Raw genomic sequence first — 19972 nt, 5'->3', positions numbered from 1 at the left:
GCGCACCGGCCGGTCTCCGGAGCGCCGCCGTCCGGCGGAAGCTGTCCGCCGTACGGCGGGTGAGCGCCCGCGCTTCTCGGCCATGCCCCAGTGTGACCTGCCGTTCTTTACCAGGACATGGCCAGTTCTTCATCTTCCGTCGGTGGAAGGGACCGGATGCGCTGACAACGCTGTCGATGCCCCCCACGCATCAGGAGTACCCGTGAACGTCTCTCTCACCGTCTGGCTGCTGACCGTCGCCGCCCTGTGCGCGCTGGTCGCCGCGGACTTCTTCATCGGCAGAAAGCCCCATGACGTGTCGGTCCGAGAGGCGGGCACCTGGACCGTCGTCTGGGTCGTCCTCGCCTGTCTGTTCGGGTTCGGGCTGTTCCTCTTCGGCGGCGGCGAACCCACTGGTGAGTTCTTCGCCGGGTACGTCACCGAGAAGTCCCTGAGCGTCGACAACCTCTTCGTCTTCGTGCTGATCATGGGAAAGTTCGCGGTGCCGTCCCAGTACCAGCAACGCGTGCTGATGTTCGGCGTGATCATGGCCCTGGTGCTGCGCGCGGGCTTCATCGCGGCCGGCGCGGCGATCATCTCCGCGTTCTCGTGGGTGTTCTACCTCTTCGGGGCCTTCCTGATCTGGACCGCCTGGAAGCTGATCCAGGACGCCCGTAAGGAAGGGCACGATGAGGAGTACCAGGAGAACAAGCTGCTGAAAGCGGTGGAGAAGCGCTTCGGTGTGGCCGACCGCTACCACGACACCAAGCTGTTCATCACGGAGAACGGCAAGCGGGTCATGACACCGATGCTGGTCGTGATGCTCGCGATCGGCTCCACCGACGTGCTGTTCGCCCTGGACTCGATCCCCGCCATCTACGGCCTCACCCAGGACCCGTACATCGTGTTCACGGCCAACGCGTTCGCGCTGATGGGCCTCAGGCAGCTGTACTTCCTGATCGGCGGCCTGCTCAGGAAGCTGGTCCACCTCAGCTACGGCCTGTCGATCATCCTCGGCTTCATCGGCGTCAAGCTGGTCCTGCACGCGCTGCACGAGTCCGGCGTCCACGTCCCGGAGATCGGCATCCCCTTCTCGCTGGGCTTCATCGTGCTCGTCCTCGCGGTCACCACGCTGACCAGCCTGCGGGCCGCGAAGCGGCAGGAGGCCGCCGAGCCCGAACAGGTGGCCTGACGGCGCCGCCGCCACGCTTGACTTCGAGAGCGCTTCAAGACCTAGCGTCACGGTGTCGGCGAAGGGCCGGACGGTCGCGGTGAGCGGAGGCGGACATGCGGGTGGGCGTGCACATCAACCGGTTCGAGCACAGTGGGGGCGGCAGCGCCCTCGGCCCCGAACTGGCCGCGACGGGCGCCGCGGCCGAGGCGGCGGGCGTGAGCCGGCTGTCGGTCATGGACCACTACTTCCAGATGGAGTTCAACGGCGGCGCCGAGGCCCCGATGCTGGAGGCGTACACGACGCTGGGCTACCTCGCGGCCCACACCTCCACGGTCCGGCTCGGCGCCCTGGTCACCGGCGTGACCTACCGCCACCCCGGACTGCTGGCCAAGATCGTCACCTCTCTCGACGTGCTGTCCGGGGGGCGGGCCACCCTCGGCATCGGGGCGGCCTGGTACGACCGTGAACACGAGGGGCTCGGCGTGCCGTTCCCGCCGCTCGCGGAGCGCTTCGAGCGGTTGGAGGAGACCCTGCGGATCTGTCTGCGGATGTGGGACCCGCAGGCGAACGGCCCCTTCGAGGGCGAGCACTACCGGCTCGCCGAGACCCTGTGCGTCCCGGCGCCGGTGAGCAGCCCGCACCCCGAGATCATGATCGGCGGCGGTGGCGAGCGGAAGACCCTTCGCCTGGTCGCCCGGTACGGCGACGCCTGCAACCTGTTCGCCACCTCGCCGAAAGAGGTCCGGCACAAGCTCGACGTCCTGCGTGGCCACTGCGAGGCCGAGGGCCGCGATCCCGACGAGATCCGCAGGACCGTCGCCTACATGGGCGAGCCCGCCACCGAGGGCGACCTGGACGCCTTCACCCGGGACATCGCCGGCTACACCGGTCTCGGCATCGACACGGTGATCCTGGCGCCGCGCATCAGTGAGCCGGCCGAGTGGATCGAGCGCTTCGCGGCCCCGGCCGTTCAGCGGCTGGCGGAGCTGGACTGAGCCGCGGCCGGGCGGCTGCGGGAGACGATCCGCGTGCCCCGGCCGTCGACGATCCGGACCTGCAGCGAACCGCAGCCGCAGCGGGTCCACACCGTGCTCCCCTCCGCCGTGCCGTGGCGGGACACCACGTGGAAGGGCTCGGCGCCGTCGGGCCAACCGCAGTGCGGGCAGACGGCGCCGGTCGTGCTGGTCATGAGGACTCCTTCGTACGGGTCTGATGGGCCGTCGCGACACAGCCAGGGTGCGTCGGAGGCTTCGTACACGTCCAGGTTGACTTTCTGGAGCCGACCTTGAAGCGTGGGCTTCATGATTGACCTGCGCCGGCTTCATGTCCTGCGGGCGGTGGCGCACTACGGCACGGTCACCGCCGCGGCGGCCGCCCTGCACTTCACGACCTCCGCCGCCTCCCAGCAGATCCGCCAGCTCGCCCGTGATCTGGGCGTCGACCTCCTCGAACCGCAGGGGCGCGGGGTACGGCTCACCCCGGCCGCCGAGAGCCTGCTCGCGCACGCCGACGCCATCCAGGCCCGCTGGGAACTGGCCGAACTCGACCTCCGGGCCGACCACGGCGAGCCCGCCGGGCCCCTGCGGGCGAGCGGCTTTCCGGTGGCCGTCTCGGTGCTGCTGGCCCCGATGACGGTCCGGCTGCGCGAGCGGCACCCGCGACTGGCCGTCCGCATCCAGGAGGCGGGCGTGCCGGAGAGCTTCGACCTGCTCTTCGAGGGGGAGACCGATCTGGCGGTCGTCGAGGCGACCCCGCACAACCCGCCGCTCGGCGACGCGCGCTTCGACCAGCAGCCCCTCCTGGACGACCCCTTCGACCTGGTCGTCCCCGCGGACCATCCGCTGGCCGGGCGCGGACGCGTCGACCTCGCGGAGGCGGGGCACGAGGACTGGATCGCCCCGGTCCCGGAGAGCCCCTGCCGTCCGCATGTGCTGTCGGCGTGCGGTGAGGCCGGATTCACGCCGGACATCGTCCATCACGCGCTGGACTGGAACGTCACCGCCCACCTGGTCGCCCACCGCCTCGGCGTCGCGCTGATCCCCCGGCTGGCCCACCTCACGCCGCACCTGCCGATCGTCCGGGTGCACTGCACCGGCAACCCGCACCGCAAGCTGCTCACCTGCACCCGGCGGGGCGGCCGGACCCGCCCCGCCGTGGTGGCCGCGCTGGCGGAGCTGCGGGAGCTGGCGCCCACGGCGGTGGCGTGACGTACGAGGAAGCGCCCGCGCAGGAAACCGTGACGTACCAGGAAGCGCCCGCGCGGGAAACGCCGAAGGGGGCCGGAGCGCTGTGCGCGCTCCGGCCCCCTTCGGGACCTGCGGTGATACGGCGGTTCCAGCCCCTTGAGGGGTCCGGACCCGTCAGGCGGCGACCGCTTCGCCCGCGTGGCCGTGCAGACGGGCCACGACCTCGGTGAGCTGCGCCGCCACCTCGGCGTCGTCGGCCGGGTGGGTCTCGGCGAAGCGGGTCAGGGAGCCGGGGATGGAGAGCTTGAGGTCCTCGATCACCTTGCCGCCGGCGATGCCCACGGCCTTGCGGGCCTCGTCCTGCGCCCAGACGCCGCCGTACTGGCCGAAGGCGGTGCCGACCACGGCGACGGGCTTGCCGCCGAAGGCGCCGGCGCCGTAGGGGCGGGACAGCCAGTCGATCGCGTTCTTCAGGACGGCCGGGATGGTGCCGTTGTACTCGGGGGAGAAGAGCAGGAAGGCGTCGGCGGAGCCGGCGGCCTCACGCAGCGTGGCGGCGGCGGCCGGGACGCTGCCCTCGACGTCGAGGTCCTCGTTGTAGAAGGGGATGTCGGCCAGTCCCTCGAACAGCACCACGTCCGCGCCCTCGGGTGCGTGCTTGACGGCCGCCTCGGCGAGCTGGCGGTTGGTCGAACCGGCGCGGAGGCTGCCGACGAGCGCAAGGATACGAACAGACATGCGAAACTCCTGGGTGCTGAAACAGTGCCGTCACGATCCGGACCGAGGTCCGTTTAACTTTCTAGCACCCTAACCGGACCGCGGTCCAGTTTTGTTCCCGATGCTTTACGCTGTTTTCATGTCCGCCGTCCTGCCCCCGTTCCCGCAGCCTCAGGAGCCCGTCGCCCAGCCCGAGTTGCTGCAGGTCGGTGCCCTGGAGGACGAGCCCTGCCTGCGCGCCGACGCCGCGCGCAACCGGGCCCGGCTGCTGGAGGCCGCAGCCCGCCTGGTGGCGGAGCACGGCGCGGCCGGCGTGACGATGGAGGCGGTGGCCGTGGCCGCCAACGTCGGCAAGGGGACGGTGTTCCGGCGCTTCGGAGACCGCACCGGCCTGCTGACCGCCCTGCTCGACCACTCCGAGAAGAAGTTCCAGGCCGCCTTCCTCAGCGGCCCCGCCCCGCTGGGCCCCGGGGCGCCCCCCGCCGAGCGGCTGCGCGCCTTCGGCTGCGCCCTGCTGCGCCGCTCGGTCGACGAACTCGACCTGCAACTGGCGGCCGAACCGAGCGCGGAACGCCGGTTCAACGCCCCGCCCCGCCGCGTCCTGCGCAGCCATGTCGCCCTGCTGCTGCGCCAGGCGGTCCCGGACGCGGACGTCGAGCTCCTCGCCCACACGCTGATGGGATATGTGAGCCCCGACCTGATCCATCACCTGACCCGGCAGTGCGGGATGCCGTTGGAGCGCCTGGAGGCCGGCTGGTGCGACCTGGTCGACCGGATGACGGCCACCGCGGGCGAACAGTCGCGCTGAGCGTCTTTTTTCGCCGCGAAGTTCCCCCACCCGAAAGATTCACGCACAGGTTCTGCAAAGATGCGGTACGTCATGGTGCAGATACCGAAAACGCCCGCGCCCGTGTCCGCCGTACCGCGCTCCGTGCCCACGAGCGCCGATGTGGCCCGCCTGGCCGGCGTGTCGCGCGCGACCGTCTCCTACGTCCTCAACAACACCAGCGCCGTACGGATCAGTGAGCCCACCCGCCGCCGCGTCCACGAGGCGGCGAAGGAACTCGGGTACGTGCCGCACGCGGCGGCCCGCAGTCTGCGCGCCGGGCACAGCCGGATGGTGCTGATGCCGGCGCCGGCCTTCCCGGTCGGCCCGCTCTACAGCCAGTTCATCAGCGAACTCCAGTGGGCCCTCGGCCGCCTCGACTACACGGTCGTGCAGTTCGGCGCGGTCGGCGTGCACGGCGACGAGGCCGCCCGCGCCTGGGCCGAGCTGCGACCGGTCGCCGTACTGGTGCCCGGCACCGGCCTCGGCCCCAAGGGCGTCACGGTCCTCAAGCGCTCCGGCGCCCGGGCCGTGGTCACCCTCGGCCCCGAGGCGGTCGAGGGCGCCCACGCCCTGCTCATGGACCACGAGGCGGTCGGCCACTCGGCCGGAACCCACCTGTACGCCCGCGGCCGGCGCCGCATCGGCGTCGTCGTGCCCGAGGAACCCGGCCTGGACGCCTTCTCCACGCCCCGCCTGGAAGGCGTACGACGGGCCCTGCACGGCACCGACGCGACGGTCACCGAGCTGCCCCTCGCCTACGAGGAGACCGCCGCAGCGCGGCTCGCCGCCCGCTGGCGCGCGCTCGACCTGGACGCCGTGTTCGCGTACAACGACGAGTACGCGATGCTGCTGATGCGCGCCCTGCAGGACGAGGGCGTCGCCATCCCCGAGGAGACGGCGGTGATCGGTGCCGACGACCTGATGCTCGGACGGCTGTTGCGGCCCAGACTGAGTACTGTCCACATCGAGCTGCCGTCCGGCCGCGACCTGGCCGAACTGGTCGACCGCGCGGCGCGCAACCCCGGCGCCGCGCCCGAGACGCACGCGGTGCTGGGAGCCTCGGTGGTCCACCGCGACTCCAGCTGAAGCCCAGGGAGGCGGGCCATGCGCACGACGGTCGGCATCATCGGCGGTGGTCCGGCCGGACTGCTCCTGGCCCGTCTGCTGCACCGGGCGGGCATCGACTGCGTGGTCCTGGAGAGCAGGACGCGCGAGTACGTCGAACAGCGCCAGCGCGCCGGAATGCTGGAGCAGGGCACGGTCGACGCCCTGCGCGAGGCGGGCGCCGCCGACCGTCTCGACACCGAGGGGCTGGTGCACCGCGGCATCGAGCTGAGGTTCGCGGGCGAACGCCACCGCATCGACTTCCCCTCCCTCACCGGCGGCCGTGCGGTCACGATCTACGCCCAGACGGAGATCGTGAAGGACCTCGTCGCTCTTCAACTGGCCGACGGCCCACCGCTGTTGTTCGAGGCGGAGGCGCTGGCGGTCGAGAAGCCGGAGAGCGAGCGGCCCGTCGTGCACTTCCGGCACGAGGGCCGCGAACGGACGCTGGTCTGCGACTGGCTCGTCGGCTGCGACGGCTCCCACGGCATCGCCCGCGACGCCTTCCCGGCGGCGACGAGCCGGACGTACGCCCACGACTTTCCGTACTCCTGGCTGGGGATCCTCGCCGACGTCCCGCCGTCCTGCGAGGAGCTGATCTACGCCCGCGGCGAGCGCGGCTTCGCCCTGCACAGCATGCGCTCCCCGGCCGTCTCTCGGCTCTACCTCCAAGTCCCGAACGGGACCGATCCGGGCGAGTGGCCCGATGAACGCGTCTGGGACGAACTCGCAGCCCGCTTCGCGACCGGCGCCGACTGGACCCTGGCCCGCGGCCCGGTCACCGCCAAATCGGTGACACCGATGCGCAGCCTCGTCCACGAGCCGATGCGCCACGGACGGCTGCTGCTCGCCGGGGACGCCGCCCACATCGTCCCGCCGACCGGCGCCAAGGGCCTCAACCTCGCGGTGTCCGACGTCCGTGTCCTGGCGCGTGCCCTCACCGAGCTGCACCGCACGGGATCGGAGCAACTCCTCGACGCCTATTCGCAGTTGTGCCTCGCGAGGGTGTGGCAGGCGACCCGGTTCTCGTACGACATGACTAGGATGTTGCATGCTCAACCAAATGGGGATGTGTTCGACGACCGGATGCAGCTCGCACGGCTGCGCCGGATCACCGCATCCCGCCACGCGGCGGCCGAACTGGCCGCGAACTACTCGGGACTCCCGCTCACCCTGTGAGTCCCTCCGGTGACCGAACGGAGAGCCGTCATGCCGTTGCTCGACCCCAAGACCTGGCAATCGCGCACCCTGTCAGGACCAGAACACGCCGTCACCGAACCCGCCACCGGCGAGACGCTCGCCACCGTCACCCTCGCCACCGCCGAGGACGTCGCGACCGCCGCCGAGGCGGCCCGCGCCGCCCAGGCCGAGTGGGCCCGCGTGCCCCACTTCGTCCGCGCGGGCGTGCTGCGCAAGGCCGGCGACCTGTTCGCCGCGCACGCCGACGAACTGCGCGAGTGGCTGGTCCGGGAGTCCGGGTCCATCCCCGGCAAGGCCGACTTCGAACTCCACGTCGCCGCCCAGGAGTGCTACGAGGCCGCCGCCCTCGCCTCCCGCCCGGCCGGGCAGGTCCTGCCCAGCGAGGCGGCCCGGCTGTCCTACACGCGGCGCGTTCCGGCCGGGGTCGTGGGCGTGATCTCGCCGTTCAACGCCCCGCTGATCCTCTCCATCCGCTCGGTCGCCCCGGCGCTCGCCCTCGGCAACGCCGTCCTCCTGAAGCCCGACCCGCGTACGGCGGTGTGCGGCGGGCTGTCACTCGCCGCGGTCTTCGCCGAGGCGGGCCTCCCGGAAGGGCTGTTCCACGTCCTGCCGGGCGGCGCGGACGCCGGCCAGGCGCTGGTCACCGACCCGCGGGTGCCGGTCATCTCCTTCACCGGGTCGACCGCGGCCGGCCGGGCCGTCGGCGAGGCCGCCGGACGCCATCTCAAGCGCGTCCACCTGGAACTCGGCGGCAACTCGGCCCTGATCGTCCTGGAGGACGCCGACCTCGACGCGGTGATCTCCACGGCCGCCTGGGGCTCCTTCTTCCACCAGGGCCAGATCTGCATGACCACCGGCCGCCACCTGGTGCACGAGTCGCTGTACGGCGAGTACGTCGAGCGGCTGGCCGCGAAGGCCGACTCGCTCGCCGTCGGCGACCCGTTCCGCGGCCAGGTCCACCTCGGCCCGATCATCGACTCCGGCCAGCTCACCAAGATCCACGGCCTGGTGGAGGCGAGCACGGCCCGGGGCGCCAAGCTGGCCGCGGGCGGCACGCACGAGGACCTCTTCTACCGGCCGACGGTCCTCGCCGACGTCGACGAGGGCACGCCCGCCTACGCGGAGGAGGTCTTCGGTCCGGTCGCGCCCGTACGGTCCTTCAGCACGCCCGAGGAGGCGGCCGCCCTGGCCGCGACCGGCCCGTACGGACTCTCGCTCGGCATCGTCACCCGGGACGCCGCCCGCGGTCTCGACCTGGCCGAACGGATTCCCACTGGCATCGTCCACATCAACGACCAGACCGTGAACGACGAGGCGGTGGCCCCCTTCGGCGGCGTCGCCGCGTCCGGCACCGGCGCCCGCTTCGGCGGCGAGGCCAACCTGGAGGCCTTCACCGACGTGCGCTGGACGACCGTGCGCGCGGACGTGGCGCCGTACCCCTTCTAGGGCCTTCGGCCTTCTAGGGCCTTCGGCGGGGCGTCACTGGCCGTTCTGCTCGGCCTGCTCCTGCTGGTCCTCGACGGCCTTGCGGACCTCGTCCATGTCCAGCTTCCGGGCCTGCCCGATGACGTCCGTCAGGGCGGCCTCGGGCAGGGCGCCCGGCTGGGCGAACACGGCGACCTGGTCACGCACGATCATCAGGGTCGGGATCGACTGGATACCGAAGGCCGCGGCCAGCTCCGGCTGCGCCTCGGTGTCCACCTTGCCGAACACCAGATCCGGGTTCTCCTCGGCGGCCTTCTCGTAGACCGGCGCGAACTGACGGCACGGACCGCACCAGGACGCCCAGAAGTCGATCAGGACGAACTCGTTCTCCGTGACCGTCTCGTCGAAGTTCTCCTTGGTGAGCTCCACGGTGCTGCTCATGGCGTGATCCCTCTTCCTGGTGTGGGGGCGAAGCCGTTTGCACAACACGGCGGCCCTGGTACCTATTCCGCGCACGTACCCATGTGGCCTCGGCGCACACCACCCACCAGACTGACCCCATGACGGAAACGGAATCCATCGCGTACGACGTCGTGGTGCTCGGTGCCGGGCCCGTGGGGGAGAACGTCGCCGACCGCACCCGTGCGGCCGGCCTCTCCACCGCGGTCGTGGAGAGCGAACTGGTCGGCGGCGAATGCTCGTACTGGGCGTGCATGCCCAGCAAGGCCCTGCTGCGCCCGGTCATCGCCCGCGCCGACGCCCGCCGCACACCCGGCCTGAGCCAGGCGGCGCAGGGCCCCCTCGACACGGCCGCGGTCCTCGCCCACCGCGACTACTACACCTCCCACTGGAAGGACGACGGCCAGATCCAGTGGCTCGACAGCATCGGAGCCGACCTCTACCGCGGACACGGCCGCCTCAGCGGACCGCGCACGGTCACGGTCACCGGCCCCGACGGCGGGCAGAAGGTACTGACCGCCCGGCACGCCGTGGCCGTCTCCACCGGCACCCGCGCCGTGCTGCCCGACCTGCCCGGCCTCGCCGACGTCAGGCCCTGGACGAGCCGCGAGGCCACCAGCGCCAAGGCGGCGCCCGGCCGGCTGATCGTCGTCGGCGGGGGAGTGGTCGCCACCGAGATGGCCACCGTCTGGCAGGCCCTCGGCTCGCAGGTCACGGTCCTCGTCCGCGGCAAGGGCCTGCTGAACCGCATGGAGCCCTTCGCCGGCGAGCTGGTCGCCGAAGCCCTCGTCGAGGCCGGCGCCGACGTGCGCACCGGCACCTCCGTCGAGTCCGTCACCCGCGAGAACGGCACGGTCGTGGTCGTCACCGACACGGGCGACCGTATCGAGGCCGACGAGATCCTCTTCGCCACCGGACGCGCCCCGCGCACCGACGACATCGGCCTGGACACCGTCGGTCTGGAGCCCGGCTCCTGGCTCGAGGTCGACGACAGCCTGCGCGTCACCGGCAGTCAGTGGCTGTACGCCGTCGGCGACGTCAACCACCGCGCCCTGCTCACCCATCAGGGCAAGTACCAGGCCCGGATCGCCGGCGCCGCCATCGCCGCCCGCGCCTCCGGCGTCCCCATCCTGGAATCCGACCCCTGGGGCGCCCACGCCGCGACCGCCGACCACGCGGCCGTCCCCCAGGTCGTCTTCACCGACCCCGAGGCGGCCGCCGTGGGCCTCTCCCTGGCGGAGGCGGAACAGGCCGGCCACCGCGTCCGCGCGGTCGACTACGACCTCGCCTCCGTCTCCGGGGCGGGCCTGTACGCCGACGGCTACAAGGGTCGCGCCCGCATGGTCGTCGACCTGGAGCGCGAGATCCTCCTCGGCGTCACCTTCGTCGGCCCCGGCGTCGGCGAGCTGATCCACTCGGCGACCGTCGCGGTCGCCGGCGAGGTGCCGATCAGCAGGCTGTGGCACGCCGTGCCGTCGTATCCGACGATCAGCGAGGTGTGGCTGCGGCTGTTGGAGGCGTACCGGGACAACTGACCCGCCCGGTCACCGGGGCAGCTCGAAGCCGAGGGAGGCCGCCGCCTCCCTCGGCGTCGGCTGCGCCCACCGCTCCGCGACCGCCTGGTTCGAGGACAGCGAACGCGGTTCCGCGCGGTCGAGGTACAACGTGCCGTCGAGGTGGTCCGTCTCGTGCTGGACGATCCGGGCGGGCCAGCCGGCGAAGACCTCGTCCACCGCGCGGCCCGTCTCGTCCTCGCAGGTCAGCCGCACCTCGGCGGGCCGCGCCACCACCGCCTGCCAGCCCGGCACGCTCAGGCAGCCCTCGAAGAACGCGACGCGGGCGGTGCCGACCGGCTCATACGACGGATTGACCAGTACCCGGAACGGCTGCGGCACCCGCCCGCGCACCAGCCGTACCTCCTCCGGCACGGGCGCCGGGTCCTCGACGACCGCGATCCGCAGCCCCACCCCCACCTGCGGCGCGGCCAGACCCACGCCCGGAGCCGCGTGCATCGTGACCCGCAGGGCCTCGACGAAACGGGCCAGCAGGGCCGGTTCCAGCTGTCCGTCGAAGCGCTCGGCGCCGCGTCGCAGCACCGGATCGCCCGCGGCGACGATGGGCAACGGGCCGTCCGCGGCCAGGAGTTCCTCGACCAGTTCGGCCAACGGCGCGCGATCACGGGAAGAAACCATCGCGCCAGGATGCCACGACACCTCGGCGCACCCCTCCCCATCCGGCGTGACGCACGCCACACGCACCCTCGGGAACTCAACGCCTCCATCCCCCGACTTCTGGAGCGCCACAGACCGAGAAACGTCCCCTGCCCCGGGAGAAGCCCGCCGATGTCCACCGCTCCCTCGACCACCACGGACGAGGCCCCGAAACCCGCCGCCACCCCGGCGCCACCGTCCCCCAGCAGCTGGGCCCCGCTGCGCCCACTGATCCTGCGCCTGCACTTCTACGCCGGTGTGTTCGTCGCGCCGTTCCTGTTCGTCGCCGCCGTCACCGGCTTCCTGTACGCCGGCGCGTTCCAGGCCGAGAAGATCGTCTACGCCGACGAGACGACCGTCTCCGCCGTCGGCGACGCCAAGCTGCCGATCTCCGAGCAGGTGGCCGCCGCCCGCGAGGCCCACCCCGGGGGCACCGTCTCCGCGATACGCCCCTCGCCCGAGGACGACGCGACCACCAGGGTGCTGCTGTCCGGCGTCGACGGCGTCGACCCGAACCACACCCTCGCGGTGTTCGTCGACCCGTACACCGCCAAGGTCCAGGGCGCGCTGGAGCAGTACGGCTCGACCGGCGCGCTGCCGCTGCGCACCTGGATCGACGAGTTCCACCGCGATTTGCACCTGGGCGAGAACGGGCGCCTCTACAGCGAACTCGCCGCGAGCTGGCTGGGGGTCATCGCGGCCGGCGGCCTGGTCCTGTGGCTCTCCCGCCGCCGCGCCCTGCGCAAGGTGCGCGGCACCAGCGGGCGCCGCCGCACGCTCGGCCTGCACGGCACCGTCGGCGTGTGGGCCGCGGCCGGCTTCCTCTTCCTGTCGGCGACCGGCCTGACCTGGTCGACCTACGCCGGAGCGAACATCGACGAACTGCGCACCTCGCTCGGCCAGTCCACCCCGTCGGTCACGTCGACCGCGACCGGCGAGCACTCGGGCCACGGCGCCTCCGCCTCGGCCGGGGACGCGGAGCACGGCGTGGGCCTCGACAGGATCCTGGCCGCCGCTCGTGCGGAGGGGCTCGGCGACCCTGTCGAGCTCGTCCCGCCGGCGGACGCCTCATCGGCGTACGTCGTGCGGCAGGTGCAGCGCAGCTGGCCCGAGAAGCAGGACTCGGTCGCGATCGACCCGGCCACCGGTGCGGTCACCGACGTCCTGCGGTTCGACGACTACCCGGTGCTGGCCAAGCTGACCCGCTGGGGCATCGACCTGCACACCGGCGTCCTGTTCGGTCTGGTCAACCAGATCGCGCTGATGCTTCTCGCGCTCTCACTGATCCTGCTGATCGTGCTGGGGTACCGCATGTGGTGGCAGCGCGGCCGCGGCTCCTCCTTCGGCCGGCCCGTCCCGCGCGGTTCCTGGCAGCAGGTGCCGCCGCAGATTTTGCTGCCGTGCGTGGCGGTGATCGCCGTGCTCGGCTACTTCGTCCCGCTGCTCGGCATCCCGCTGGCCGCCTTCGTCGCCGTGGACGTCGTGCTCGGCGAGATCGCCCACCGGCGTGGGCGGCGCACGCCGACGAGCGGCGCCGACGCGACGTAGCGGGGCAGCGGTCACCGGCGGCGGCATGACGGCATGCGGCTCGGCCGCATGACACATGGCTCGGGCCCGGCTCCCAAGAAGGGAACCGGGCCCGGACGACATTCGGTTCAGAGCTGCTCGAAGTCGCCCGCGAGCGCCGAGGCGAGGCGCATGTGCGGCTCCGCCTCCGCGTGCCGGCCCTGTCGCTGCAGGGTGCGGCCCAGCATCAGCCGCGCGTAGTGCTCCACCGGGTCCCGCTCGACGATCACGCGCAACTCGCTCTCCGCGCGCCGCAGTTGGGCCGAGTGGTAGTAGGCGCGAGCCAGCAGCAGCCGCGGTCCGGTCTGCTCCGGCACCTCCTCGACCAGCCCGCCCAGGACACGCGCCGCGGCGGCGTATTCCTTCGCGTCGAAGAACATCCGCGCGCGATCCCAGCGCTCCGTCGGCGTCCCGTGGTCGTAGTACGTCATTTCCACTGCTGACCTCCTTCGCGGCTTTCAACCGCGCAAGATGGTCAAACATTCCACTACTTGTGGGGCTGTCCGGCGGGCGCGGCGAGTTCCGCGTTCGCCCGCTCGGTGACCAGCGCGAGCACCCGCCCCGCGGTCGCCAGATCCTCCGCGGAGATGCCGTCGTAGATCCGGGCGGAGATCTTCCCGGTCTCGGTGCTGGTCCCGGCGTACACGTCCCGTCCGGCGTCCGTGACGAGCACCTGCGTGCCCTCGACGGTGATCAGCCGCTTGGCGGCCAGCTCGTCGACGACGCCGTGCACCTCCGCCGCCTCGGTCTTGAGCGCGTCGGTGATCTGCGCGACGAGGCCGTCGCGTTCGACGGCGGCGTCGGTGACCGCGACAGGCCTGAGGGTCACCGACTGCTGGAACGTCAGGCCGTAGCCGGCCAGGACGCTCTCCAGGACCGCGCGTCCGGCGTAGTGGGCCAGCGCGATCACGCGGCCGTCGACGGTGGGTGCGGTGGTGGTCATGACTGCTCCTCTGTCCCTCGGATGTCGGGCTACCCGGCGAGCTCCCCGGGTGCCAAATACAGTACATGGCGACTATATCCATGGCTACTAATGAACGACGATGGGTTGACCTGACGCGCGAGCCCCCGCGGAGCTAGGTTGAGCGCCATGAGCAATCTTGATCGCGAGGCGGTTCCCGCTCTGTGCGGCGGCCGCGGCTTCGTGGTGGCCGAGCCGGTCCGGGAACTCCTCAGCCCTCGTCACGTCAAGCTCGGCGAGTCCACCGAAGTCCGCCGCCTGCTGCCCAACCTGGGCCGCCGCATGATCGGCGCCTGGTGCTTCGTCGATCACTACGGTCCCGACGACATCGCCGACGAACCCGGCATGCAGGTGCCTCCGCACCCCCACATGGGCCTGCAGACCGTGAGCTGGCTGCACCAGGGCGAGGTCCTGCACCGCGACTCCACCGGCAGCCTCCAGACGATCCGCCCACGCGAGCTGGGCCTCATGACCTCCGGCCGGGCGATCAGCCACTCCGAGGAGAGCCCCCGGTCCCACGCCCCCCTCCTGCACGGCGCCCAGCTGTGGGTCGCCCTCCCGGACGGCCACCGGCACACCGACCCGCACTTCGAGCACCACGCCGAACTGCCCCTCGTCACGGCGCCGGGCGTGACGGCCACGCTCATCCTCGGCACCCTCGACGGCGCGACCTCGCCCGGCACCACGTACACCCCGATCGTCGGCGCCGACCTCGCCCTCACCCGCGGCACGGACGTACGCCTGCCGCTGGAACCGGACTTCGAGTACGCCGTGCTGTCCATGTCCGGCGAAGCGCACGTGGACGGCGTGCCGTTGCTGCCGGGCTCGATGCTCTACCTCGGCTGTGGCCGCGCCGAACTCCCGCTGCGCGCCGAGTCGGACGCGGACCTGATGCTCCTGGGCGGTGAGCCGTTCGAGGAGGAACTGATCATGTTCTGGAACTGGATCGGGCGCTCCCAGGAAGAGATCGCACAGGCCCGTCAGGACTGGATGGAAGGGACACGGTTCGGGGAGGTCAAGGGGTACGACGGGGGCCCACTGCCCGCCCCTGAGCTACCGGCGGTGCCGCTGAAGCCACGTGGAAGGACCCGTTGACCTGCGGAAATGCCTGTGCCCTGGCGGCTGGTGAGCGGCAGGCGGCCAGGTGTCGGCTCGCGACGGCGATCGCTGTCGGGAGCGTGGCTCAGTGGGTTGCGGGGCGGAAACCGCGTGGCGGACGATCCCGGAGTGTGGCCGTCAGTGGGCGGCTGTGACAGGACTCTTGCTGACCTGATGCTGACTTTGCTGACAGCTAGTCAGTTGCGGTCGAGTGCGGCTGGGTGAGGGAGGAAGTCCCGTCCCGCTCAGGCGCGGCGCGGAACGGATTCGCTCCTTCTGGTCCCGGCGGCGAGCAGAGCGAAGCCCAGTGCGAAACCGAGCATGGTCCATACGCCGCGGGGCCAGAAGATGTGGCTGTCTGTGAAGGACCAGCCGGCCACCAGGAGAACCACCGTGCCGGGAACGACTCGCACCCCGTGTTTCGGGAAGAGCGCGACGGCTGTGGCCACGACAGCGACGATGAGGGCGTAGGCCCCGACCTGCCCGAGCGACTCACCCGCGTCGTAGAGCGGGTGCTTGATCGGCCCTATGTCCGCTGTCCCGGCAGCGTGCTCGACCGCGGTTCCCGCCGCGATACCGGCCACCGCGTCGAGACCGGTGTAGAAGGCCGCGTACGTGAACGCACTCGTCCAGGCCACCGCCGTGGCGAAGCCCGTGAGATCTGGTCGGGGGCGGTGCCACAGAGGTACGAGGAGGCCGAGCGTAAGCAGCGGGAAGACCGGCAGCAGCGCGATGTGCAACTGTGTCCAGTCCGTGGCCGTCGCCCTGGACAGACCATGCGGGTGTGCGGCGCCCGCCGCAGCCAGTACAAGGGGCGCGACAGTGACGAGCGTGATGTTTCGGATGGTCAACACGCTGTGATCGTAGGCGCGTTACGTCACTTGAGACGGCTGCGTAAGGGCTTCGTAAGATCTTGCGTGGTGCCGTGGAACGCTGGAAACCGTCCGCCGGGGTGATTCCCCTCCGACGCGACACCGGCCTCGCCGATCTAGCGGCGAGGCCAGAGCAGAGGACCTTCATGAGCCATGTGGACCGATGGCGTCTCCGGTCAACGGCTTGAGGCCCTGGGGCCGGGGGAGTGGCGGCCCGGTCGGTCGGGTCAGCCGCAGCGGCGCCCTGCGTTGATGCAGGAGACCGCCTGCTTCATGAGCTGGTCGGTCGTCACGTTGATGAAGTCGTTGTGGTCGGTGATGGCGTTGTGCCGCTGTCCCTGGAAGCCGTCGACGGCGAAGTTCGGTGCCGCAGGGGTCTTGTAGGTGAGCCTCATCGTCAGCTGCGGGATGGCCTTGAAGCCGCTTGCGCAGTTGCCGCCTGCGTCGGCGAAGGCGACGTGGCTGCGGTGGTCGGCACTGTCGATGCTCCTGCCGTCCCAGCAGCTCTGGAAGGCGAAGCTGCGCACCACCTTGCTGCCGCTGGGACAGATCGGGTACTTGTCGGTGAGCTGGACCTTGTTCTCGAAGCCGGTGCAGCTCCAGTGGGCGTTGGCGTTCTTGGTCCCGTTGGTGAACGCCTTGGCGTCACCGGTGATGATCCGCAGGAAGCGTGGCATCGCCACGACCTTGCCGGTGGGGCTGCCCTGGTAGGTGATCGTGACGGTCGCGGGCACCAGGATGGCTCCCTTGTTGCCTTCGGCGCCGCCGCCGAGGGCGTTGGCGTCGGGACCCTGACGGGTGGTGTCCCGCAGGACGGGCCAGTAGTACGCGGACTGGTCGCCGTTGGTGCAGGAGGTGCCCTGGGCGCTCAGGGACTCGTTGGTCGAGTTGAAGTCCACCTTCCGATTGCCCACGTAGTCGTGGACGTGGTGGGCGCCGTTGCTGACACCGGGAGCCACGATGTCGTTGTCCGAGTTGTGCTGTCCCTGCTTGTTGACTCCGCATCGGGAGGTGAAGGCTCCGGTCGAGGCGCCGGCCTGCCTGCGGACCTTGGGCACGTTCGGGGTCACCTTGGTGATGTCCACGAAGTCGGCCGCGGTGGGCCCGTCGTTGCTCTGCCCAGCGGCACCGGAACCGTTTCCTTGCTGTCCGGTGTTGCCCCCGTCGCCCTGGGCGCCGCCGGGGCTCTGGCTCGCGGCGGTCCCGGCCCCGGATGTCTGGGTCCCGGGTGCGTCGAGGCCGAGGTTGCAGACGGCGAGAGCATCCAGCCCTGTGGGCCTGGCGGCCGACCGCCCGATGGCGATGGCGATCCGGTCGATGGTCGCCTTCCTCTTGTCTGTCAGAGGGCCGAGGATCGCGTTCTGCACAAAGTTCGGGCCCCCTTGCCCACGGGTGTCGACCAGCCGCTGGTTGGCCTCCGCGGTCTGGCGGTCCAGCAGTTGCAGGTTCCGGTCCACCTCGGCCTGTGCCTGCTGGGGGACGGCCGGCAGCTTGCCCTTCACGTCCGGACAGCTGATCGCCTGGGCTGACCGCGTCGTAGGAGCGGTGTCGGTGACGTTGGACGCGTTGGCGGCGTAGTTCACGGCTACGAGGCCACCGCCCCCTGCCAGCAGCGCCGTGACCGCCAAGATGGCGTTGCGGCGACTTCGGCCGCGCCTGTGATCTGCTCGCATGAGAACTCCCGATCTGACAACGTGGTTCCTGGCCCGGTGGCGACGGGTATCACTCGCCGCCCGGATGCCCCAGCCTCATCTGAGTGGTCGGCGCTGGGCAGCTGTTCACGTCGCGCGTCATGGACACGTAAGAACTGAACCGCGCCCGAACTGACCCCCGCCCGGCATGAGGAGCTGCGCCGCTTCGGCATCCTCGGCTCGGCGCTGGAAGAGGCCCGGGATCGCATGTGATCCGCGCCTTGTGCGCTACGACCACTTCACCCACTGCCTCGCGCACCGGCACGCTCTGGAGCTGCTGGCGTCGCCGACCGCACGATGGCGGTCTTCGCGGACGGCAACCATCAGAGGCTGGGCATCAGTCGGGCGGCCGCGTCGCTCGGACTGCGCCTTCCGGACGATGTCAGCGTGGTCGGCTTCGGCGATCTGCCCTTCGTGGACTGGGTGACTCCGCGTCTGACGACCGTGCGCACTCCGCTCGCCGACATGATTGTGCGCGCCGCTTGCACGGTGCCGCTGCTGCTGTCCGGACAGCAACCGGAGACTGCACAGGCCGAGGTCACCATCGAGCTCGTAGTACGGGACAGCAGCGGACCTCCGCCGGTGACGGGGCGAGCCGTCGAACGCAGTCAGGGGGCGAGGGTCGGCTCAGCCTAGGAGGCGCCCGCCCCGGGGGGCACGGAGTGGCCGACGGGCCGGCCACTGGGGCAGTGGTATGGCGCTCATCGGCTGCTCAACCCGCCATGTTGGGCTGGGAGTCGAGTCCCGGTTTCACCAATGCGTTGGTGAAACCGGAGAGGGTGAGGCCCGGTGTCGCCCTGATGCAGGTCCCAAGTGGCGCCGCCGACGTTGAGGGTGACGACCTTGGACCGACTGGCAGGGCGGGTGTCCTGGGGCTGACCGGTCTGTTCCCAACTGGTGCTCCAGTCGGCTGGGCGCATCCGGCCCGCATGGTTTGTCCGCCGGATCAGTGACCGGCGTTGAGCACTCCTTGCTGCGTCGGAACGGGTTCGGCGCCCCGGAGAGGAGTCTCCAGGACGCCGGGCCGCGGTGGCAGCTTCTTTACACCGCGGCTATGCCCTCCATGCCGGACTCGGCGAAGGGGGGCAGTCCGGTGGCCGTGGTGACCTTGGTGAGGGAGCCGTTCCTGCCGATGCGGAAGCCGTCGACGGTGCCGGAGGTCCCGTTCTGCACGTACAGGAACTTCTCGTCCTGCGTCACCGCCAGGTCGATGACCCCCTGGGACATCGCCGACGGCGGGGTGGCGATGCCGACCTCGTTGGTGAGCGAGAGCCTGCCGTGCCGGTCGGTGCGGTAGCCGGTGACGGTTGAGTTGCCGGTGTTGCCGCCGTAGAAGAAGTCACCGGCGCGCTCCAGCCAGCACAGCGTGTTCTGACCGTTGGCCAGGGGCTTCTGGACGACCTTGAGGCGGCCGTCGGCGAGCACCTTGTACGTACTGACCGTCGACTTCTCGGCCTCGGCCACCAGCATCCGGCCCGCCTTGTCGAAGGTGATCGCGAACGGCACGCCGCCGGCCGAGTCGTTGACCTTCGCCCGGTGTGCGGGCCGTCCGTCGCGTCGCATCGGGAACACCTCGATGGTGTTGGCCGACTTCGTGGTGACGACCAGCTCACGGCCGCCCGGAGTGAACGCGACCTGGCCCGGCGAGCTGCTGAACAACGGCACCTTGTCGTTCTTCAGCCCCAGGGAGCGATATGAACCGCCCAGCGGCTTGAGTCCGTTGGCCGTGATCTTGAAACCCTGGACACTGCCCGCGCCTCCCGCGTTCATGACGTAGGCGAGGTTGCCGGACACAGCGATGGACGAGGGGAAGTCCCCGCCCGAATGCACCACCCGCCGGTCCGTCAGTTTCTGTCCCTCGACCCGGAACGAGGTCACCGTGCCGCTGCCCGCGTTGACTGCCAGCAGCAGATGCGAGCCGCGGTCGTAGACGAGTGAGCCCTGGGAGGCGAGGGAGTCGGTGGGCGCGTCGACCTGGTCCCCGCCCTTGCCGCCTGTGGCGTAGGTGCCCGAGGCGGTCAGCTTGCCGTCCTCGCCGCGCTTGAAGACGTGGATGGTGTTTTTGGCGAGCTCGTTGCCCTGTACGAAGACGGCGTGGTCGGCTCCCGCCTTGGCACTCTTCGTCGTCGCCCCTTCGCGTGCGCGGGGGACTTCCCCCGCCGAGGCGATGGCCACCGTGGTCGCGACCGCCGCCGACGCGAGGACGCCGGCCCCGGCGATGGTCATCCGGACCTGCGACTTCGACCTACGCCTGGTATGCCTGCTCACGCCTGACTCCTCATGCCTCGCCGCCACCGCCGGTCGGTGACGTGCGGAGCCAGAGTTGCCTGTGGGGCGGGTGGGATGAAGATGTTTCGGTCCCGCGTCAGCTTCTCGTAAGAAGTTTCTCGTATGAAGTTGCTTCTGCCGACAGCCAGTCGTCCGCGAGCACTCGCACACCCGCGTACCCCGCCAGCGCGAACGAACAGGCGAGAAGCAGGAGTTGAAGCGGGCTGCCTACG

At 70.9% G+C, this 19972-nt stretch carries 20 protein-coding genes; 11 read left to right on the top strand and 9 right to left on the bottom strand.

What is annotated here, in order from left to right; translation table 11 throughout:
* Positions 1 to 202: 202 nt before the first annotated feature.
* Both ACWBNA_RS26585 and ACWBNA_RS26580 read left to right on the top strand, forming a co-directional pair.
* Entirely contained in the window at positions 203 to 1171 is a 969-nt protein-coding gene (locus ACWBNA_RS26585) for a TerC family protein (protein ID WP_482707029.1), read from the top strand.
* A 95-nt stretch (positions 1172 to 1266) separates the two neighbouring features.
* Positions 1267 to 2148, top strand: a complete 882-nt coding sequence (locus ACWBNA_RS26580) for an LLM class F420-dependent oxidoreductase (RefSeq protein ID WP_482707028.1) — start codon at positions 1267 to 1269, stop codon at positions 2146 to 2148.
* Here the strand turns inward: ACWBNA_RS26580 and ACWBNA_RS26575 are convergent.
* Positions 2124 to 2342: a hypothetical protein gene (locus ACWBNA_RS26575; RefSeq protein ID WP_482707027.1), complete on the bottom strand. Its 219-nt coding sequence runs from the start codon at positions 2340 to 2342 to the stop codon at positions 2124 to 2126. The two genes, ACWBNA_RS26580 and ACWBNA_RS26575, sit on opposite strands and share 25 nt — an antisense overlap.
* 112 nt (positions 2343 to 2454) lie before the next feature.
* On the opposite strand from ACWBNA_RS26575, the gene ACWBNA_RS26570 reads away from it, so the two are divergent.
* A complete protein-coding gene (locus ACWBNA_RS26570; RefSeq protein WP_482707026.1) occupies positions 2455 to 3360 on the top strand; it encodes a LysR family transcriptional regulator in 906 nt (301 codons plus the stop codon).
* Positions 3361 to 3513: 153 nt separating this feature from the next.
* Here the strand turns inward: ACWBNA_RS26570 and ACWBNA_RS26565 are convergent, their stop codons facing one another.
* Positions 3514 to 4077, bottom strand: coding sequence for an NAD(P)H-dependent oxidoreductase (locus tag ACWBNA_RS26565; protein ID WP_482707025.1), 564 nt, complete (start codon positions 4075 to 4077; stop codon positions 3514 to 3516).
* A 118-nt stretch (positions 4078 to 4195) separates the two neighbouring features.
* Here ACWBNA_RS26565 and ACWBNA_RS26560 point away from each other — a divergent pair, with 118 nt between their 5' ends.
* The 4 genes from ACWBNA_RS26560 (at position 4196) to ACWBNA_RS26545 (ending at position 8635) form a co-directional block, all read left to right on the top strand.
* Entirely contained in the window at positions 4196 to 4864 is a 669-nt protein-coding gene (locus tag ACWBNA_RS26560) for a TetR/AcrR family transcriptional regulator (RefSeq protein ID WP_482707024.1), read from the top strand.
* Between the two features lie 72 nt (positions 4865 to 4936).
* Entirely contained in the window at positions 4937 to 5971 is a 1035-nt protein-coding gene (locus ACWBNA_RS26555) for a LacI family DNA-binding transcriptional regulator (RefSeq protein WP_482707023.1), read from the top strand.
* A gap of 18 nt (positions 5972 to 5989) precedes the next feature.
* Positions 5990 to 7168: a 4-hydroxybenzoate 3-monooxygenase gene (locus ACWBNA_RS26550; RefSeq protein ID WP_482707022.1), complete on the top strand. Its 1179-nt coding sequence runs from the start codon at positions 5990 to 5992 to the stop codon at positions 7166 to 7168.
* A gap of 30 nt (positions 7169 to 7198) precedes the next feature.
* The gene (locus tag ACWBNA_RS26545; RefSeq protein WP_482707021.1) at positions 7199 to 8635 is read left to right on the top strand and encodes a benzaldehyde dehydrogenase; all 1437 of its coding nucleotides are present in this window, start codon (positions 7199 to 7201) and stop codon (positions 8633 to 8635) included.
* A 33-nt stretch (positions 8636 to 8668) separates the two neighbouring features.
* Here the strand turns inward: ACWBNA_RS26545 and trxA are convergent, their stop codons facing one another.
* The gene (trxA, locus tag ACWBNA_RS26540; protein ID WP_383872777.1) at positions 8669 to 9055 is read right to left on the bottom strand and encodes a thioredoxin; all 387 of its coding nucleotides are present in this window, start codon (positions 9053 to 9055) and stop codon (positions 8669 to 8671) included.
* 119 nt (positions 9056 to 9174) lie between these two features.
* Here trxA and ACWBNA_RS26535 point away from each other — a divergent pair, with 119 nt between their 5' ends.
* Positions 9175 to 10608 (top strand): dihydrolipoyl dehydrogenase family protein, encoded by a 1434-nt coding sequence (locus ACWBNA_RS26535; RefSeq protein ID WP_482707020.1) that lies wholly within the window; start codon positions 9175 to 9177, stop codon positions 10606 to 10608.
* A gap of 9 nt (positions 10609 to 10617) precedes the next feature.
* Here ACWBNA_RS26535 and ACWBNA_RS26530 read toward each other — a convergent pair whose 3' ends face one another.
* The gene (locus ACWBNA_RS26530) at positions 10618 to 11265 is read right to left on the bottom strand and encodes a peptide deformylase (RefSeq protein WP_482707019.1); all 648 of its coding nucleotides are present in this window, start codon (positions 11263 to 11265) and stop codon (positions 10618 to 10620) included.
* A gap of 150 nt (positions 11266 to 11415) precedes the next feature.
* On the opposite strand from ACWBNA_RS26530, the gene ACWBNA_RS26525 reads away from it, so the two are divergent.
* Positions 11416 to 12831, top strand: coding sequence for a PepSY-associated TM helix domain-containing protein (locus tag ACWBNA_RS26525; RefSeq protein ID WP_482707018.1), 1416 nt, complete (start codon positions 11416 to 11418; stop codon positions 12829 to 12831).
* A gap of 107 nt (positions 12832 to 12938) precedes the next feature.
* On the opposite strand, the gene ACWBNA_RS26520 is transcribed toward ACWBNA_RS26525, so the two are convergent.
* The gene (locus ACWBNA_RS26520) at positions 12939 to 13286 is read right to left on the bottom strand and encodes a tetratricopeptide repeat protein (protein WP_482707016.1); all 348 of its coding nucleotides are present in this window, start codon (positions 13284 to 13286) and stop codon (positions 12939 to 12941) included.
* Between the two features lie 50 nt (positions 13287 to 13336).
* The gene (locus ACWBNA_RS26515; protein ID WP_482707015.1) at positions 13337 to 13792 is read right to left on the bottom strand and encodes a MarR family winged helix-turn-helix transcriptional regulator; all 456 of its coding nucleotides are present in this window, start codon (positions 13790 to 13792) and stop codon (positions 13337 to 13339) included.
* Between the two features lie 147 nt (positions 13793 to 13939).
* Here ACWBNA_RS26515 and ACWBNA_RS26510 point away from each other — a divergent pair, with 147 nt between their 5' ends.
* Entirely contained in the window at positions 13940 to 14905 is a 966-nt protein-coding gene (locus ACWBNA_RS26510; protein ID WP_482707014.1) for a pirin family protein, read from the top strand.
* 248 nt (positions 14906 to 15153) lie between these two features.
* On the opposite strand, the gene ACWBNA_RS26505 is transcribed toward ACWBNA_RS26510, so the two are convergent.
* Together ACWBNA_RS26505 and ACWBNA_RS26500 are read right to left on the bottom strand one after the other, a co-directional pair.
* A complete protein-coding gene (locus ACWBNA_RS26505; protein ID WP_482707013.1) occupies positions 15154 to 15762 on the bottom strand; it encodes a hypothetical protein in 609 nt (202 codons plus the stop codon).
* 245 nt (positions 15763 to 16007) lie between these two features.
* Complete coding sequence (locus tag ACWBNA_RS26500; protein WP_482707012.1) at positions 16008 to 17363, bottom strand: DUF1996 domain-containing protein; 1356 nt, start codon at positions 17361 to 17363, stop codon at positions 16008 to 16010.
* A gap of 405 nt (positions 17364 to 17768) precedes the next feature.
* Here ACWBNA_RS26500 and ACWBNA_RS26495 point away from each other — a divergent pair, with 405 nt between their 5' ends.
* On the top strand, positions 17769 to 18107 hold the full coding sequence (locus ACWBNA_RS26495; protein WP_482707011.1) for a substrate-binding domain-containing protein: 339 nt from the start codon (positions 17769 to 17771) through the stop codon (positions 18105 to 18107).
* Positions 18108 to 18512: 405 nt separating this feature from the next.
* Here ACWBNA_RS26495 and ACWBNA_RS26490 read toward each other — a convergent pair whose 3' ends face one another.
* The gene (locus ACWBNA_RS26490) at positions 18513 to 19739 is read right to left on the bottom strand and encodes a lactonase family protein (RefSeq protein WP_482707010.1); all 1227 of its coding nucleotides are present in this window, start codon (positions 19737 to 19739) and stop codon (positions 18513 to 18515) included.
* Positions 19740 to 19972: the final 233 nt, after the last annotated feature.

This window comes from Streptomyces sp. Q2, assembly GCF_056820935.1.
The sequence above is the reverse complement of the archived record's forward strand: the minus strand, read 5'-3'. Positions and strand labels throughout refer to the sequence as shown.

Bases quoted from the DNA above. Each gene is read 5' to 3' on its own strand.
- ACWBNA_RS26580 (WP_482707028.1), top strand. From the start codon at position 1,267: ATGCGGGTGGGCGTGCACATCAACCGGTTCGAGCACAGTGGGGGCGGC.
- ACWBNA_RS26575 (WP_482707027.1), bottom strand. From the start codon at position 2,342: ATGACCAGCACGACCGGCGCCGTCTGCCCGCACTGCGGTTGGCCCGAC.
- ACWBNA_RS26570 (WP_482707026.1), top strand. From the start codon at position 2,455: ATGATTGACCTGCGCCGGCTTCATGTCCTGCGGGCGGTGGCGCACTAC.
- ACWBNA_RS26565 (WP_482707025.1), bottom strand. From the start codon at position 4,077: ATGTCTGTTCGTATCCTTGCGCTCGTCGGCAGCCTCCGCGCCGGTTCG.
- ACWBNA_RS26560 (WP_482707024.1), top strand. From the start codon at position 4,196: ATGTCCGCCGTCCTGCCCCCGTTCCCGCAGCCTCAGGAGCCCGTCGCC.
- ACWBNA_RS26555 (WP_482707023.1), top strand. From the start codon at position 4,937: ATGGTGCAGATACCGAAAACGCCCGCGCCCGTGTCCGCCGTACCGCGC.
- ACWBNA_RS26550 (WP_482707022.1), top strand. From the start codon at position 5,990: ATGCGCACGACGGTCGGCATCATCGGCGGTGGTCCGGCCGGACTGCTC.
- ACWBNA_RS26545 (WP_482707021.1), top strand. From the start codon at position 7,199: ATGCCGTTGCTCGACCCCAAGACCTGGCAATCGCGCACCCTGTCAGGA.
- trxA (WP_383872777.1), bottom strand. From the start codon at position 9,055: ATGAGCAGCACCGTGGAGCTCACCAAGGAGAACTTCGACGAGACGGTC.
- ACWBNA_RS26535 (WP_482707020.1), top strand. From the start codon at position 9,175: ATGACGGAAACGGAATCCATCGCGTACGACGTCGTGGTGCTCGGTGCC.
- ACWBNA_RS26530 (WP_482707019.1), bottom strand. From the start codon at position 11,265: ATGGTTTCTTCCCGTGATCGCGCGCCGTTGGCCGAACTGGTCGAGGAA.
- ACWBNA_RS26525 (WP_482707018.1), top strand. From the start codon at position 11,416: ATGTCCACCGCTCCCTCGACCACCACGGACGAGGCCCCGAAACCCGCC.
- ACWBNA_RS26515 (WP_482707015.1), bottom strand. From the start codon at position 13,792: ATGACCACCACCGCACCCACCGTCGACGGCCGCGTGATCGCGCTGGCC.
- ACWBNA_RS26510 (WP_482707014.1), top strand. From the start codon at position 13,940: ATGAGCAATCTTGATCGCGAGGCGGTTCCCGCTCTGTGCGGCGGCCGC.
- ACWBNA_RS26495 (WP_482707011.1), top strand. From the start codon at position 17,769: ATGGCGGTCTTCGCGGACGGCAACCATCAGAGGCTGGGCATCAGTCGG.